General features: G+C 71.8%; 10 protein-coding genes. 4 read left to right on the plus strand and 6 right to left on the minus strand.

Annotated elements, in window-relative coordinates:
- Positions 1–8 precede the first annotated feature (8 nt).
- From ACFZA0_RS33230 to ACFZA0_RS33240, 3 genes are all read left to right on the plus strand, one after another.
- Positions 9–1,226, plus strand: coding sequence for an acetyl-CoA C-acyltransferase (locus ACFZA0_RS33230; protein ID WP_391023891.1), 1,218 nt, complete (start codon positions 9–11; stop codon positions 1,224–1,226).
- Positions 1,223–3,352 carry a 3-hydroxyacyl-CoA dehydrogenase NAD-binding domain-containing protein gene (locus ACFZA0_RS33235; RefSeq protein WP_391023893.1) on the plus strand — a complete coding sequence of 710 codons (2,130 nt, stop codon included), beginning with the start codon at positions 1,223–1,225 and terminating at the stop codon, positions 3,350–3,352. Before ACFZA0_RS33230 ends, ACFZA0_RS33235 begins: the two co-directional genes overlap by 4 nt.
- 339 nt (positions 3,353–3,691) lie before the next feature.
- On the plus strand, positions 3,692–4,792 hold the full coding sequence (locus ACFZA0_RS33240; RefSeq protein WP_391023895.1) for an LCP family protein: 1,101 nt from the start codon (positions 3,692–3,694) through the stop codon (positions 4,790–4,792).
- A 31-nt stretch (positions 4,793–4,823) separates the two neighbouring features.
- Here the strand turns inward: ACFZA0_RS33240 and ACFZA0_RS33245 are convergent, their stop codons facing one another.
- Positions 4,824–5,843: a hypothetical protein gene (locus ACFZA0_RS33245; RefSeq protein WP_391023896.1), complete on the minus strand. Its 1,020-nt coding sequence runs from the start codon at positions 5,841–5,843 to the stop codon at positions 4,824–4,826.
- 149 nt (positions 5,844–5,992) lie between these two features.
- Here ACFZA0_RS33245 and ACFZA0_RS33250 point away from each other — a divergent pair, with 149 nt between their 5' ends.
- Positions 5,993–6,364: an NTP pyrophosphohydrolase gene (locus ACFZA0_RS33250; RefSeq protein WP_391023898.1), complete on the plus strand. Its 372-nt coding sequence runs from the start codon at positions 5,993–5,995 to the stop codon at positions 6,362–6,364.
- A gap of 1,345 nt (positions 6,365–7,709) precedes the next feature.
- Here the strand turns inward: ACFZA0_RS33250 and ACFZA0_RS33255 are convergent.
- From ACFZA0_RS33255 to ACFZA0_RS33275, 5 genes are all read right to left on the minus strand, one after another.
- On the minus strand, positions 7,710–9,173 hold the full coding sequence (locus ACFZA0_RS33255; RefSeq protein WP_391023900.1) for a glycosyltransferase family 39 protein: 1,464 nt from the start codon (positions 9,171–9,173) through the stop codon (positions 7,710–7,712).
- Positions 9,174–9,245: 72 nt separating this feature from the next.
- A complete protein-coding gene (locus ACFZA0_RS33260; protein ID WP_391023902.1) occupies positions 9,246–10,769 on the minus strand; it encodes an amino acid permease in 1,524 nt (507 codons plus the stop codon).
- A 145-nt stretch (positions 10,770–10,914) separates the two neighbouring features.
- Positions 10,915–12,840, minus strand: coding sequence for a 1-deoxy-D-xylulose-5-phosphate synthase (gene dxs, locus ACFZA0_RS33265; protein ID WP_391023975.1), 1,926 nt, complete (start codon positions 12,838–12,840; stop codon positions 10,915–10,917).
- Positions 12,841–13,146: 306 nt separating this feature from the next.
- Complete coding sequence (locus ACFZA0_RS33270; RefSeq protein WP_391023904.1) at positions 13,147–14,439, minus strand: sugar ABC transporter permease; 1,293 nt, start codon at positions 14,437–14,439, stop codon at positions 13,147–13,149.
- Positions 14,436–15,227, minus strand: a complete 792-nt coding sequence (locus ACFZA0_RS33275) for an ATP-binding cassette domain-containing protein (RefSeq protein ID WP_391023906.1) — start codon at positions 15,225–15,227, stop codon at positions 14,436–14,438. Before ACFZA0_RS33275 ends, ACFZA0_RS33270 begins: the two co-directional genes overlap by 4 nt.
- Between the last annotated feature and the right edge of the window lie 105 nt (positions 15,228–15,332).

The raw sequence follows: 15,332 nt of genomic DNA on the forward strand, positions 1-15,332 counted from the left end.
GAGCCATCGTGCCTCGTACCGTCAGGGACGTCGTCTTCGTAGACGGCGTCCGCACCCCGTTCGGCAAGGCGGGCCCGAAGGGCATCTACCACGAGACCCGCGCCGACGACCTCGTCGTGAAGGCGATCCGGGAGCTGCTGCGCCGCAACCCCGGTCTCGACCCGCAGCAGGTCGACGAGGTCGCGGTGGCCGCCACCACCCAGATCGGCGACCAGGGCCTGACCCTCGGCCGCACCGCGGGCATCCTCGCGGGCCTGCCGTCGTCCGTGCCCGGCTACTCGATCGACCGCATGTGCGCGGGCGCCCTGACCGCCGTCACCACGACCGCCGGCTCCATCGCCTTCGGCGCGTACGACGTCGTCATCGCGGGCGGTGTCGAGCACATGGGCCGCCACCCCATGGGTGAGGGCGTCGACCCGAACCCGCGGTTCGTCAGCGACAAGCTCGTCGACGAGTCGGCCCTGTTCATGGGCATGACCGCGGAGAACCTGCACGACCGCTACCCCACGATCACCAAGCAGCGCGCCGACGAGTACGCGGTGCGCTCGCAGGAGAAGGCCGCCAAGGCGTACGCCAACGGCAAGATCCAGCAGGACCTGGTGCCGATCTCGGTGCGCAACACCAACTCCGAGGTCGGTGAGACGGGTTGGGGCCTGGTCACCGCCGACGAGCCGATGCGCCCCGGCACCACCCTGGAGAACCTGGCCGGCCTGAAGACGCCGTTCCGCGTGCACGGCCGGGTCACCGCGGGCAACGCCGCCGGTCTCAACGACGGTGCCACCGCCTCGATCCTGGCCTCCGAGGACTTCGCGCGCGAGAACGACCTGCCGGTCAAGATGCGGCTGGTCTCCTACGCGTTCGCGGGCGTCGAGCCCGAGGTGATGGGCTACGGCCCGATCCCGGCCACCGAGAAGGCGCTCGCCAAGGCGGGCCTCGACATCTCGGACATCGGCCTGTTCGAGATCAACGAGGCGTTCGCCGTGCAGGTGCTCGCCTTCCTGGAGCACTACGGCATCGCCGACGACGACGCGCGCGTCAACCAGTACGGCGGCGCCATCGCGTTCGGCCACCCGCTGGCCTCCTCGGGCGTGCGCCTGATGACGCAGCTGGCCCGGCAGTTCGAGGACAACCCGCAGGTCCGCTACGGGCTGACCACCATGTGCGTCGGCTTCGGCATGGGCGCCACGGTCGTCTGGGAGAACCCGAACTTCGAGGGGGACAAGTGAGCAACACCGCCGAACTGCTGAAGGGCGCGGCCGCGCTGTTCCCGGACGAGGTCGTCACCACCGCCCACGTGCGGCACTTCGACCTGCCGTCGAACGCGGGCCGGTTCGCCCTGATCACGCTGGACAACGGGCACGACCACAAGAAGCCGACCACCTTCGGTCCGGCCTCGCTGGCCAACCTCGACCTGGCGATCGACCAGGTGGAGAAGGAGGCCGCGGCCGGCGAGATCGTCGGTGTCGGTGTCACCGGCAAGCCGTTCATCTTCGCCGTCGGCGCCGACCTCAAGGGTGTCGAGCAGATCAAGGCGCACGACGACGCGCTCGCCATCGGCAAGGGCGGCCACGACGTCTTCAAGCGTCTCGCCCAGCTCGCCGTGCCGACGTTCGCGTACTACAACGGCGCGGCCATGGGCGGCGGTGTCGAGGTCGGTCTGCACTGCGCCTACCGCACGGTCTCCGCGTCCGTGCCGGCGTTCTCGCTGCCCGAGGTCTTCCTCGGCCTGGTCCCCGGCTGGGGCGGCTGCACGCTGCTGCCGAACCTGATCGGCGCCGACAAGGCCGTGACGGTGATCATCGAGAACTCGCTCAACCAGAACCGTCAGCTCAAGGGCGCCCAGGTCTACGAACTCGGCATCGCCGACGCGCTGTTCGAGGGCGCGGACTTCCTGGAGCAGTCGCTGCTGTGGACGGCGGCCGTGCTGCGCGGCGAGATCGTCGTCGAGCGCCCGGTCGTCGACCGCGGCGACGCGTGGGACCAGGCCGTCGAGCGCGGCCGGTTCGTCGCCGACAGCAAGGTGCACGGTGCGGCCCCGGCCGCCTACCGCGCCCTCGACATCATCTCCGCGGCGAAGAACGGCGACCTCCAGCAGGGCTACGACGCCGAGGACAAGGCGCTCGCCGACCTGATGCTGGGCGGCGAACTGCGCGCCGGGCTCTACGCGTTCAACCTGGTGCAGAAGCGCGGCAAGCGCCCCGCGGGCGCCCCGGACAAGAACCTGGCCCGTCCGGTCACCAAGGTCGGCGTCGTGGGCGCCGGCCTGATGGCCTCGCAGCTCGCGCTGCTGTTCCTGCGCCGCCTCGAAGTGCCGGTCGTGCTGACCGACATCGACCAGGCGCGCGTCGACAAGGGTGTGGGCTACGTCCACGCCGAGATCGACAAGCTGCTCGGCAAGGGCCGCATCAACCAGGACAAGGCCAACCGCCTCAAGGCGCTGGTGTCCGGTGTGCTGGACAAGGCCGAGGGCTTCGCGGACGCCGACTTCGTCATCGAGGCGGTCTTCGAGGAGATCGGCGTCAAGCAGCAGGTGTTCGCGGAGGTCGAGGCGGTCGCCCCGGCGCACGCGATCCTCGCCACCAACACCTCGTCGCTGTCGGTGTCGGAGATGGCGTCGAAGCTGAAGAACCCCGAGCGGGTCGTCGGCTTCCACTTCTTCAACCCGGTCGCCGTGCTGCCGCTCCTGGAGATCGTGCGCGGCGAGCAGACCGACGACGCTTCGCTGGCCACGGCGTTCGCCGTCGCCCGCAAGCTGAAGAAGACCGCGGTACTGGTGAAGGACGCCCCGGCGTTCGTCGTCAACCGCATCCTGACCCGCTTCATGGGCGAGATCCAGAACGTCATCGACGAGGGCACCCCGGTCGCCGTCGCCGAGAAGGCGGTCGAGCCGCTGGGCCTGCCGATGTCGCCGCTGGTCCTGCTGGAACTGGTGGGCCCGGCGATCGGTCTGCACGTCTCCGAGACGCTCAACCGCGCCTTCCCGGAGCGTTTCACCGTCTCGCCGAACCTCAAGGCGGTCGTCGAGGCCGGCAAGCGCGGCTTCTACGTCTACGACAGCGGCAGGCCGGAGCTGGACCCCGAGGTCGCCGCGCTGCTCAAGCAGGGCGACACCGCCCTGACCGAGGAGCAGGTGCGCGCCCGGGTGCTGGACGCCGTCGCCCAGGAGATCGGGCTCATGCTCGACGAGGGTGTCGTCGCCGAGGCCCAGGACATCGACCTGTGCCTGATCACCGGCGCGGGCTGGCCCTTCCACCTGGGCGGCGTCACGCCGTACCTGGACCGTGAGGGCGTCTCCGAGCGCGTCACCGGCAAGCGGTTCCTGGAACAGGGCGTGGCGAGCGTTCCCGCGTAACCAGGTTGCCCCGAAGGGGCGTTCACGGCCGCACCGGCCGTGGGCGCCCCTTCGGCGCGTCCGGGCCGGGCCCGCGGTGCCGGGCCCCCGGTGCGGCCGACCGCCCGTCGCCGTCCTCACTGACGGGCAGTCAGGTCTGCTCCAACATCACCGTCGGAGAACGAAGTTGGCCGAACGACATGCGAACACGCCAATAAATCTTCACACTACGACCACGCGTGCTTAAAGTTCCCCTTGCTCCCCGCACATCTGTACAACCCTCTGCGGTACCCGCGTGTCTCACGTCTCCCCACTTCCCCCCGCCTTCCAGCGCACCCACCGACCGAGAAGCGGAGCGACATGACCACCACCGACGTCACCGGCGACGACCAGAAGTCCGGCACCGAGCAGCCCGCGCCGCGCCGCAGACGGGGCCGCAGGGTGCTGCTCGTCGTGTCGTTGTCCCTGCTCGTGCTGGTGCTCGCAGCAGCCGGCACCGGCTGGTGGATGTACGACGGGCTCAACGACAACCTGAAGCACGGCTCCGTCGACCTGGACAAGGCGCTGGGCGACGGGAAGACCCGCCCGCAGAAGGACGCAGCGGCCGGGGACGCGCTCAACCTGCTGGTGCTGGGCTCGGACTCGCGCGCCGGTGCCAACTCCGCGCTGGACGGCGGCAGCAAGCTCGGCGGGGCCCGGTCCGACACGGCGCTGCTCGTGCACATCGCCAAGGGCCGCGACAAGGCGGTCGCGGTCAGCATCCCGCGCGACACCCTCGTGGACCGGCCGCAGTGCCGGAAGGCCGACGGCACGGTGGTGCCGGGCGCGTCCCGCGTGATGTTCAACTCCGTCTTCTCGCAGGTCGGTTCCGCGTGCACGGTGAAGACCGTGGAGCAGCTCAGCGACGTGCGGGTGGACCACCTCATCGAGGTCGACTTCGCCGGCTTCAAGGATCTCGTCGACGCGATAGGCGGCGTCTCCGTCACCCTCGACCGGCCCGTCGACACCGCCGCGCTCAAGCTCGACGCCGGCACGCACCGCCTCGACGGGACGCAGTCGCTGCGGCTCGTGCGCACCCGGTACGGCTACGGCGACGGCAGCGACCTCGGGCGCATCACCCTCCAGCAGAAGTTCCTGCTCGCCCTGCTCGGCGAGATCAAGAAGCAGGACCTGCTGAGCAGCCCGGTGAAGCTCTTCCGCATCGCGGACCAGCTCACGGCCTCCCTGAACACCGACTCCGGCCTTGCGTCGCTGACCTCCCTCGCGGACTTCGGCAAGAGCGTGAAGAACGTCGACCCGCAGGCGATGGAGACCATCATGCTGCCGGTGGCGTACGACAAGGCCGACCCCAACCGGGTGGTCCCCGCCGAGCCGCAGGACAGCCAGTTGTGGAAGGCGATCCGCACGGACACCACTGTGCCCGACTCGGCGAAGAAGTCCCCCGCCCACGGCGCGAGTTAGACCTCCGCGGGGCGGCAGGCCGCCGTACCGGTCAGACCTGCTCCCAGGCCCGCAGCGCCAGCCCCGGCTCGTCCTTGCGGCGGGTGAGGAACAACTGCCCGCCGGACGGGGAGCAACTGGCCGCGGTCACCCGGCCGTCCGCGTCCACGGCGAGCGACACCTCGGCGTCCACGGGCAGTTGGGGCCCCGACTCCGCCCACCAGGCACCGGCCTCCTCCTGCTCGGTGGGGTAGGCGGCGAAGGCGACCCGGCCGGTGGCGGACCGCTGTGCGACCAACGTGCAGTCGTGACCGTCGAGTTCGCAGCGGACGGCCGACACCGGGCCGGGCCCGGCCGCCGCGAGCAGCCGCGTGGGCCGCCCGCCCGCGCGCCAGGCGCACAGGTCGCCGGCCGTGTCGGTGTAGAAGAGCGTGGTGGACCGCGGCGAGGTCGCGAGCGCCCGCAGGGTGCCGGGGCGGGCGGCCGCCTCGACGGCCTCCTGGAGGACCGGCTGCCTGCCCGGCTCCTCCTGGACCCAGTGCAGGATGCCGCCCGGCACCGCCGCGTACAGCTCGACGCGCCCCGACTCCCCCGCCACCGCGGCCGGCCCGTCCTGGACGTCACTGCCCTTCAGGTCGCGCCAGGGGTCCCAGCCGCCCTTCTCCTTCTGCGCGCGCATGCTCATGCCGCCGCCCGCGTTCCGCACGAAGAGATGGGTGCGCCCCTCGGCGTCGACCGCGACCGCCGGTGTGCCGGTGCGCTCGCCGCTGCCGTTCGGGTGGCCCACCGGGGACCAGTCCAGAGCGGCCAGCAGCGGCCGGAACTGCGTGGAGTGCACGAGACCCGACTCGCCCGGCCTGGTCGGCCGCCAGGCGGCGAGCTGGACGTACCGGTCCGGGCCGTGGCCGACGGCCGCGGTGCCGGGGTGCAGCTTCTGGGTGCCGGCGATCCGCCGCGGCGGATCGAAGGCACCGCCCGGCCGCCGCTCGGCACGGCACAGGACGCCGTCGCCGGACGCCAGATGGACACTGAGCCGGCCGTCGCGGCCGCGTATGAGCCAGTCGCCGTTCACCGCTTCACTTTATGCGTCCCGCCCGTGCCCGCCACGTGCAGGGCCCCCGCTGGTCACAGCCGTTTCCCCGGGCCCTGCCCTACTGCCCCGCGAACCTCCGCGGGCCACCGCCGGTCCGGGCGACGGGACCGCCGTGCGACCCTTGGCCCATGGACGAGGACTCCGCGCTGCTCGTGATCGTCGACGCCGCGAACGTCGTCGGGTCGGTGCCCGACGGCTGGTGGCGGGACCGCAAGGGCGCCGCGGAACGCCTGCGCGACCGGCTGGCGGCGCACGGGTTGCCCGCGGAGACCGGTCCCGTGGAGATCGTGCTCGTCGTCGAGGGCACCGCGCGGGGCGTCGCCTCCGTGCCCGGCGTCCGGGTCGAGGACGCACCGGGCAGCGGCGACGACCGCATCGTCGAACTGACCGCCGAGGCGAGGGACCGCCGCCGCCTCGTCGTCACAGCGGACCGTGAACTGCGCCGCAGGGTGGCCGAGTTGGGCGCGGAGGTAACGGGCCCACGAACGGTACGGGGCTGAGGCCCGGACCGGCTACCACCGGACACCGCACACCCGCACAACACCGCCGCCTCTCCGGGCAACGCCGCCAACACCATCACCGGGCAGGCCACCCGCCCCGCGGCAGCCCGCACGCGCGACACCCTGGGCCCCGACCCCGGCACGCACCCCACCCGGAAGCACGCCCACACCCCCAACAGCGGCGCGGAACCGGCAAGTCGACCCCCAAGCGGCCACCGAACGGCCCCGCACGACACCGACCGGAGCCAACCGCTCCCACCGACCTCCGCGCCACGCCGCCACGCCCCCGCCCGACTCGCCGAGCCACGCCGCCACCGAGCAGGTCACCCGGCCCCGGCACGCACCCCACCCGGAGCACGCCCGCACCGCCGCCAACAGCAGCGCGGGACCGGCAAGTCGACCCCTGAGCGGCCCGCACGACACCGATCGGAGCAAGCCGACCGCTCCCACCGACCTCCGCGCGCGCCCACCACCACGCACCCCCGCCCGACTCGCCGAGCCACGCCGCCAACACCCTCACCAGGCAGGCCACCCGCCCCGCGGCAGCCGCACGCACCCCACCCTGTGCCCCGACCCCGGCACACACCCCACCCAGGGCACGCCCACACCACCCCCAACAGCAGCGCGGGACCGGCAAGTCGACCCGTAAGCGGCCACCGAACGGCCCCGTACGACACCGACCGGAGCCAACCGCTCCCACCGACCTCCGCGCCACGCCGCCACGTCCACCACGCCCCCGCCCGACTCGCCGATCCACGCCGCCAACACCCTCACCAGGCAGGCCACCCGCCCCGCGGCAGCCCGCACGCGCGACACCCTGGGCCCCGACCCCGGCACGCACCCCACCCGGGGCACGCCCACACCACCCCCAACAGCAGCGCGGGACCGGCAAGTCGACCCCCAAGCGGCCACCGAACGGCCCCGCACGACACCGGCCGGACCCAACCGCTCCCACCGACCTCCCCGCGCGCCCACCACCACGCACCCCACCCAACCGCCCACCCACCGACAACGGGGCTCGGCGGCCGATCCAGACCCTGACGCGCCCCACCGTGCAGCCCGGAGCCGCCCCCTCTCGCCGTGCCCAGGTCATCGCGGGCACCGGCACCCAGTCCCCGCCCACACCACCGGCCGACTCACCGGCGCGGCAAGCCGCCGATCCACCGATCTGCCGATCCGCCGTACTGCGGCGCCGAGTTGGAGGGCAGAACGACATGCGGACGAACCGCAACGCACGGCCACCGTCCCCCTCCCCGCCCCGCCCCCGCACGGGCGGCGCCCCGGAACGGTGCCGCCACGGGCAGGGGCGGGGCCGAGGCCGCCGAGCCCCGGGAGAACCCGGCACTCACCCGCTCCGCGCGTACAGCACCGCCCCGTCCACCTCCCCCACCCGTTCGTAACGCGCCGCCAGCCAGCGGCGGAGGGCCGGGATGCGGTCGGGTCCGTACGGGGCGCCCCGTGAGTCGTCCACGACCAGGGCCGGGGGGCGGGCCGCCGTCTCGGTGCGGAACGTCCTCCACGAGCCCGCGACCGCGTACCGCTCGCCGACCCGGGGGCCGTCCCGGCCGCCGCTGTAGTTGGTGAGCAGCCCGGCCGTGAGGAACCGGCTGGCGGGGGCGCGGTCGGCGAACCAGTAGGACTCGGGGTGCATGCCCCAGAACAGGACCCGGTCGCCGGGCGCCGTGCGCCGGTCCGTGACGGCGGCGAGACGGCGGACGTGGTCGAGTTCGGGGCGCGGGGCGAGCAGCCCCCAGGCGAGGAAGACCGCGCAGCAGCAGGCCGAGGTGAGGACGGCGGTCCGAGAGCTGCGGGGCGGCAGCGTCTGGAGGGCCGCGGTCGCCGTCAGGGCCAGCGGGGGCACCAGTTGGAGGTAGTAGTGGCCGAAGAAGTGGAAGCCCGCGACGACCGCGACGGCGGCCCCCGTGAGCCACAGCCACAGCCACCCCCAGGTCTCGGCCGCCCCGGTCCGTCGCGTCCGCAACGCCCGTACTACCGGCGGCAGCAGGCCCGCGCAGGCCACCGCGAGGATCGCGGCGTTCGCCAACGCGCGTCCCAGTACGTGCAGTTCGGACCCGGCGAAGGAGGCGTAGGCGGAGGAGCCGGTGACCGTCCAGAAGAGGAAGCCCGCCGGATCGGTGACCAGGGCCGCGCCCAGCACGGGCAGGACCGTCCCGGCGGCGACCGCGAGCAGGGGGCCGCGCCGCGGGCCGCACAGCCACAGCACGGGCAGCAGCACGGCGGCGCCGGTCTGCTTGACGAGGAACGCGCAGGCCACGGCGGTGCCCGCGGCGGCCCAGCGGCCCCGGTCGGCACACCACATCGCGGCGGCGGTGCACGGCAGCATGAACACCTCGAAGGTGGCGGCCTGCGCGTCCTCGGGGTTCAGCCCGACGGAGACCAGCAGGCAGAGCACGCCCGCGGTGCGGCCCGCGTCGTCGCCCCAGTGCCGCCGCGCGAGGGAGGCGAGCAGCACGGCGGTGGTCAACTGGGCCAGTACCGCGAGGAGTCGGACCGCGGTGAGCGATCCGGAGCCGGCCACCGCGAACACGGCCTCGTAGAGCCAGGGCAGCAGCGGCGGCTTGCGGTCCACGACGTCGCCGTAGAGGTGCCCGCCCGCCGCCAGTATCCGGGCCTGTACGGCGAGATAGCCCTCGTCGGGGTTCCACAGCGGACGCGCGAAGGAGGGCACCCGGGTGACGAGGGCGAGCAGCGCCAGCAGGGGCAACTGGCGGGTCCAGTAACCCCGTACGGCGAGAGGGGACCGCGGCACGGTCGTGACACGTGGCGGTGCGTGGGGCTCGACGAGCATGGGGGGCACGTTATCCGGCCCCGCAGTCCACGCCGTAACGGGACATACGGGGCCGGTGGGCGCGGCGGGCGGTTACCGCGCGTCGTCGCCCGGGGCGTGCGAGCCGGCGGACGCGGTGTCGGCGCCGGACCGGGCGAGGCGGCTGTGGCCGCGGCCGTAGAGGAAGTAGACGACGTATCCGATCGCCATCCAGACGACGAACCGCAGCCAGGTCTCGGCCGGCAGGTTCAGCATCAGCCACAGCGACGCGCAGACCGACAGGACCGGGATGACGGGCACCCACGGGGTGCGGAAGGCGCGCGGCAGGTCGGGACGGGTGCGGCGCAGGATGATCACGCCGACCGCGACGACGATGAACGCGAACAGCGTGCCGATGTTCACGAGTTCCGCGAGTTCACTCAGGCTGGTGAACCCGGCGACGATCGCGATGATCACACCCAGCAGGATGATGGGCCGGTACGGGGTGCGGAACCGCGGGTGGACGTGGGAGAAGAACGTCGGCAGCAGTCCGTCGCGGCTCATCGCGAAGAACACCCGGGACTGGCCCATCAGCAGGATCATGCACACGGTGGTCAGGCCGACCGCGGCGCCGAAGCTGATGACGCCGGAGAAGAAGGGGTGCCCGGTCGCCTTGAAGGCGTCGGCGAGCGGGGCCTCCACGGACAGGTCGGTGTACTTCTGCATGCCGGTCACCACGATCGACACGGCGACGTAGAGCACGGTGCAGATGGCGAGCGAGCCCAGGATGCCGCGCGGCATGTCCCGCTTCGGGTTGCGGGTCTCCTCGGCGGCGGTGGCGACGACGTCGAAGCCGATGAAGGCGAAGAAGACGACGGACGCGGCGGTGAAGATGCCCATGACGCCGAAGTTCGAGGGCGCCCATCCGGCGATGAGCTGGATCAGCGGGGCCTGGAGGCCGCCGCCGGCGTCGACGGGCTGGGCCTTGGGGATGAACGGCTTGTAGTTGTCGCCGTGGATGAAGAAGGCGCCCGCGATGATCACGATGAGGACGACGGCCACCTTGACGGCCACGACGACCGAGGTGACCCGCGCGGACAGCTTCGCGCCGAGCACCAGGATGCCGGTGAGGATCAGCACGAGGAGGGCCGCGAGAACGTCGAAGCCGAAGCCGTGCGCGCCGTCGCGGCTGCTCAGGTAGTCGGGCAGGTGCCAGCCGGCGTTGTCCAGCAGGGACCTGATGTAGCCGGACCAGCCGACGGCCACCACCGCCGTGCCGAGCGCCAGTTCCAGGATGAGGTCCCAGCCGATGGTCCAGGCGGGCAGTTCGCCGAGCGACGCGTACGAGAAGGTGTACGCGGAGCCGGCGACGGGGACCGCGGAGGCGAACTCGGCGTAGCAGAGCGCGGCGAGCCCGCACACGACACCGGCGACCACGAAGGCCAGGGCCGTCGCGGGTCCGGCGTTCTCCTTGGCGACCTGGCCGGTCAGCACGAAGATGCCGGTGCCGATGACCACCCCGACGCCGAAGACCGTCAGGTCCAGGGCGGACAGGGATTTCTTGAGGGCGTGTTCGGGCTCCTCGGTGTCCTTGACGGACTGTTCGATGTTCTTTGTTCTGAACAGGGTGTTGCTCACGGGGCCTCCCACGCTTGTCGTCCTCGCTCGACATGATCGAGAGGGTTGGGAGTTCGCCTTCCCCGACGCGGGCAGGTTCACGCAAACGGCCGGTTCCACCACCTGCACGGGTGGCGGAACCGGCCGTACGGCCCCTGAGAAGGGCTCAGTCGCGGGCGGGCTCCACGGAGTCGACCCGGGCGCCGGGACGGTCGTAGCCGTCGAGGCGGGAGACGAGTCCGGTGACCTGGCGGGCGATGTCCGGGGCGGTCAGCCCGATCTCGGCCATGACCTCGGCGCGCGAGGCGTGGTCCAGGAAGCGCGGCGGGATGCCGAAGTCGCGCAGCGGGACGTCGACGCCCGCGTCGCGCAGGGCCTGGGCGATCGCGGAACCGACGCCGCCGACACGGGAGTTGTCCTCGACGGTGACGACGACGCGGTGACGCTCGGCGAGCGGGGCCATGGCCTCGTCGACGGGCTTGACCCAGCGCGGGTCGACGACGGTCGCCGAAATGCCCTGCCGGTCCAGCAGGTTCGCGATCTCCAGGCACATCGGGGCGAGCGCGCCGACGGACACGAGGAGCACGTCGGGGGTGTCGGTGCCCGGCTCGCGCAGCACGTCCATGCCGCCGACGGTGCCGACCGCCGGGACGGCGGGGCCGACGACGCCCTTGGAGTAGCGCAGCACGGTGGGCGCGTCGTCGACGGCGACGGCCTCGCGGAGCTGGGAGCGCAGCTGCTCGGCGTCGCGCGGGGCGGCGATGCGCAGGCCGGGCACGACCTGGAGCATCGACATGTCCCACATGCCGTTGTGCGAGGCGCCGTCGTCGCCGGTGACGCCGGCCCGGTCGAGCACGAACGTCACGCCGCAGCGGTGCAGGGCGACGTCCATGAGGACCTGGTCGAAGGCCCGGTTCAGGAACGTCGCGTACACGGCGAAGACGGGGTGGGCGCCGCCGGTGGCCAGGCCGGCGGCGGAGACCGCGGCGTGCTGCTCGGCGATGCCGACGTCGTAGATGCGGTTCGGGAAGGCGTCCGCGAACTTCTTCAGGCCGACGGGCTGGAGCATCGCGGCGGTGATCGCGACGACGTCCTCGCGCTCCTGGCCGATCTTCACCATCTCGTCGCCGAAGACGGAGGTCCAGCTCGCGGCGGACGTCTTGACGGGCAGGCCGGTGTCCGGGTGGATGGGGCCGATGCCGTGGAAGCGGTCGGCCTCGTCCTGCTCGGCGGGGCGGTAGCCGCGGCCCTTCTCGGTGAGGCAGTGCACGATGACCGGGCCGCCGAACCGCTTGGCGCGGATCAGCGCGGACTCCAGCGCCTCGATGTCGTGGCCGTCGATGGGCCCGACGTACTTCAGGCCCAGGTCCTCGAACATGCCCTGCGGCGCGATGAAGTCCTTCAGGCCCTTCTTGGCGCCGTGCAGGGTCTCGTAGAGCGGGCGGCCGACGACCGGGGTGCGCTCCAGGAGGTCCTTGCCGCGGGCCAGGAAGCGCTCGTAGCCGTCGGTGGTGCGCAGGGTCGCCAGGTGGTCGGCGAGGCCGCCGATGGTCGGCGCGTACGAGCGTTCGTTGTCGTTGACGACGATGACGAGCGGGCGGTCCTTGGCGGCGGCGATGTTGTTCAGCGCCTCCCAGGCCATGCCGCCGGTCAGCGCGCCGTCACCGATCACGGCGACGACGGCGTCGTCGCGGCCGAGCACCTGGTTGGCCTTGGCGAGGCCGTCGGCCCAGCCGAGCACCGTGGAGGCGTGGCTGTTCTCGATGACGTCGTGCTCGGACTCGGCGCGCGAGGGGTAGCCGGACAGGCCCTCCTTGGAGCGCAGCCGGGAGAAGTCCTGGCGGCCGGTGAGCAGCTTGTGGACGTAGGCCTGGTGGCCGGTGTCCCACAGGACGCGGTCGACGGGCGACTCGAAGACCCGGTGCAGGGCGATGGTGAGCTCGACGACACCGAGGTTCGGGCCGAGGTGGCCACCGGTCTTGGAGACGGCGTCGACGAGGAAGGTCCGGATCTCCTCTGCCAGCTGGTCGAGCTCCTCCAGGGTGAGCCGGTCCAGATCGCGCGGTCCCCTGATGCGGTTCAGCAGCGGCACCCGTGCCTCCTTGCAGTAGAGCTGTTCGAGCTTGGCGGGCTTGTCGAGTCTAATGTTCCGCCTTTCGTGGCTGCGTCCGGATCCCGCGTCGTACGTCACGCGAACGGACGCACGGCGGGGCGGACCGCCCACGGGACGGTGTGTGAGCCGTTCCCGCCGCGCCCGGCGGCCATGCCTGGCGGGGCGGCGGAACAGCCGTACGACCGCCGATGTCGCTGGTGGCGGCCGTACGGGTGGGACCCACGGGAAGTGCCCGGCACCCCCAGGGGGACGCCGGGCACTCGGTGAAGCGGTCGGGCTGTGCGGTTAGGCGCGGCCGGCCGACTTCTGGGTCTTGCGGGTGATGGCGTCGATGACGACCGTCGCGAGCAGGACACCACCGGTGATCATGTACTGGACCGGGGAGGCGATGCCCTCCAGGGCCAGGCCGTACTGGATGGACACGATCACGAGGACACCCAGGAGGGCGTTCCAGGTGCGGCCGCGGCCACCGAAGAGGCTGGTGCCACCGATGACGGCCGCCGCGATGGCGTTCATCAGCAGGTCGCCGGCGCCGGCGCCCTGGTTGGCGGAGGCGATCTTCGAGGCGATGAACAGACCGCCGATGGCGGCGAAGGTGCCGGAGATCGCGAAGACCGAGATCCGGACCCAGACCACGTTGATACCGGCACGGCGCGAGGCCTCGACGCTGCCACCGAGCGCGAAGATCTTGCGGCCGTAGGTCGTGCGGCGCAGGACGAAGTCCGTGACGAACAGGACCGCCAGGAAGAGCACGACCGCGAGCGGCAGACCCTTGTTCTGGTTGTAGACCGCGGCGACGACGAAGGCGAGGATCGCCAGCAGGACCGTGCGGACGATGGTCTCGCTCAGCGGCTTGGACGGCACGCCCGCGGCCTCGCGGCGGCGGTTGTCGTAGAAGGCGCTGAGGAAGTAGGCGATCGTCACGACGATCGCGAGGCCGTAGGCGGCCGCGACGTCGGTGAAGTAGTAGCCGGTGAGGTTGCCGACGAGGCCGTCGCTGTCCAGGTTGATCGTGCCGTCGGAGCCGAGGATCTGGAGCATGAAGCCGTTCCAGAACAGCAGGCCCGCCAGGGTGACCGCGAAGGCCGGGACACCGATCTTGGCGAACACGAAGCCGTGGATCGCGCCGGCGACGGTGCCGGTGAGGATCGCCAGGACGAAGGCGAGTACCTCGTTCATGCCGTGCGTCACGTTGAGCACCGCGAAAGCGGCACCGGAGACACCGGAGACCGAACCGACCGACAGGTCGATCTCACCGAGCAGCAGCACGAACACGATGCCGACGGCGATCATGCCGGTGCCGACCATCGCGACGGAGATGTCGGAGAGGTTGCCCGCGGACAGGAAGTTGGAGTTCAGGCTCTGGAAGATGATCCAGATGATGAGCAGACCCACGACGACGGGTATGGAACCCAGGTCGCCGGCCTTCATCTTGCGCTTGAACTCGCCCAGGTAGCCCGCGAATCCCTGCTCGCGCACGAGCAGCCGGGGGTCGACGGCGGCGACGGACTTGGCGGCCGCCTCCGGGTTCTCCGCGGTGGGAGCCTCGGTGGACGCCGAGGTCTTGTCGATGCTCACTTCGAGGTCTCCCCAGTGCTGCGCGCCGCACGACGGGTCACGGCGTTGTCGGTGGCGCCCGTGATGGCGGAGATGATCTCCTCCTGCGAGGTCGACTTGACCTCGAAGACGCCGTTGTTGCGGCCCAGACGCAGGACGGCCACCTTGTCGGCGACGGCCTTGACGTCGGCCATGTTGTGGCTGATCAGGAGCACGGCGTGGCCGCGCTCCCGCAGCCGCTCCACCAGGTCGAGGACCTGCGCGGTCTGCTCGACACCGAGCGCGGCGGTGGGCTCGTCGAGGATGACGAGGCGGGGCTCACCGAGCATGGAACGGGCGATGGCCACCGTCTGGCGCTGACCGCCGGAGAGAGAGGCGATCGGGATGCGGACGCTGGGGATGCGGATCGACAGCGTGTCCAGCAGCTCGCGGGAACGGCGCTCCATCTCGACCTCGTCGAGGATCCCCGCGCGGACGATCTCACGCCCGAGGTAGAGGTTCCCGACGACGTCGATGTTGTCGCACAGCGCGAGGTCCTGGTAGACGGTCGCGACGCCGAGGGACTGGGCGTCGTGCGGCCGGTTGATGGAGACCTTCTTGCCTTCCCACTCGATGGCGCCCTCATCGATGGGGTGCACGCCGGCGATCGTCTTCACCAGCGTGGACTTTCCGGCTCCGTTGTCGCCCACCAGGGCGACCACTTCACCGGCGTGGACCTCAAGCTCGACATCGGTGAGCGCCTGAACGGCACCGAATCGCTTGGAGACCCCGCGCAACGCCAGCACGGGCGTAGCGGACACGTTAACCAACTCCTTCGCCGCCTGACCCGGCGGGAGGTTGTGCAGAAAGACTGGGGGGAGGTGTTCCGTCCGGCGCCCCGCGCCTAGCTTTGCGGGGCTGGTGTACGCGGGGCA

The sequence above is a fragment of the Streptomyces sp. NPDC008150 genome, assembly GCF_042956945.1.
Classification (GTDB): domain Bacteria; phylum Actinomycetota; class Actinomycetes; order Streptomycetales; family Streptomycetaceae; genus Streptomyces.

Excerpts from the sequence above, each read along its gene's own strand:
- ACFZA0_RS33240 (WP_391023895.1), top strand. The coding sequence starts at position 3,692 with ATGACCACCACCGACGTCACCGGCGACGACCAGAAGTCCGGCACCGAG.
- ACFZA0_RS33255 (WP_391023900.1), bottom strand. The coding sequence starts at position 9,173 with ATGCTCGTCGAGCCCCACGCACCGCCACGTGTCACGACCGTGCCGCGG.
- ACFZA0_RS33250 (WP_391023898.1), top strand. The coding sequence starts at position 5,993 with ATGGACGAGGACTCCGCGCTGCTCGTGATCGTCGACGCCGCGAACGTC.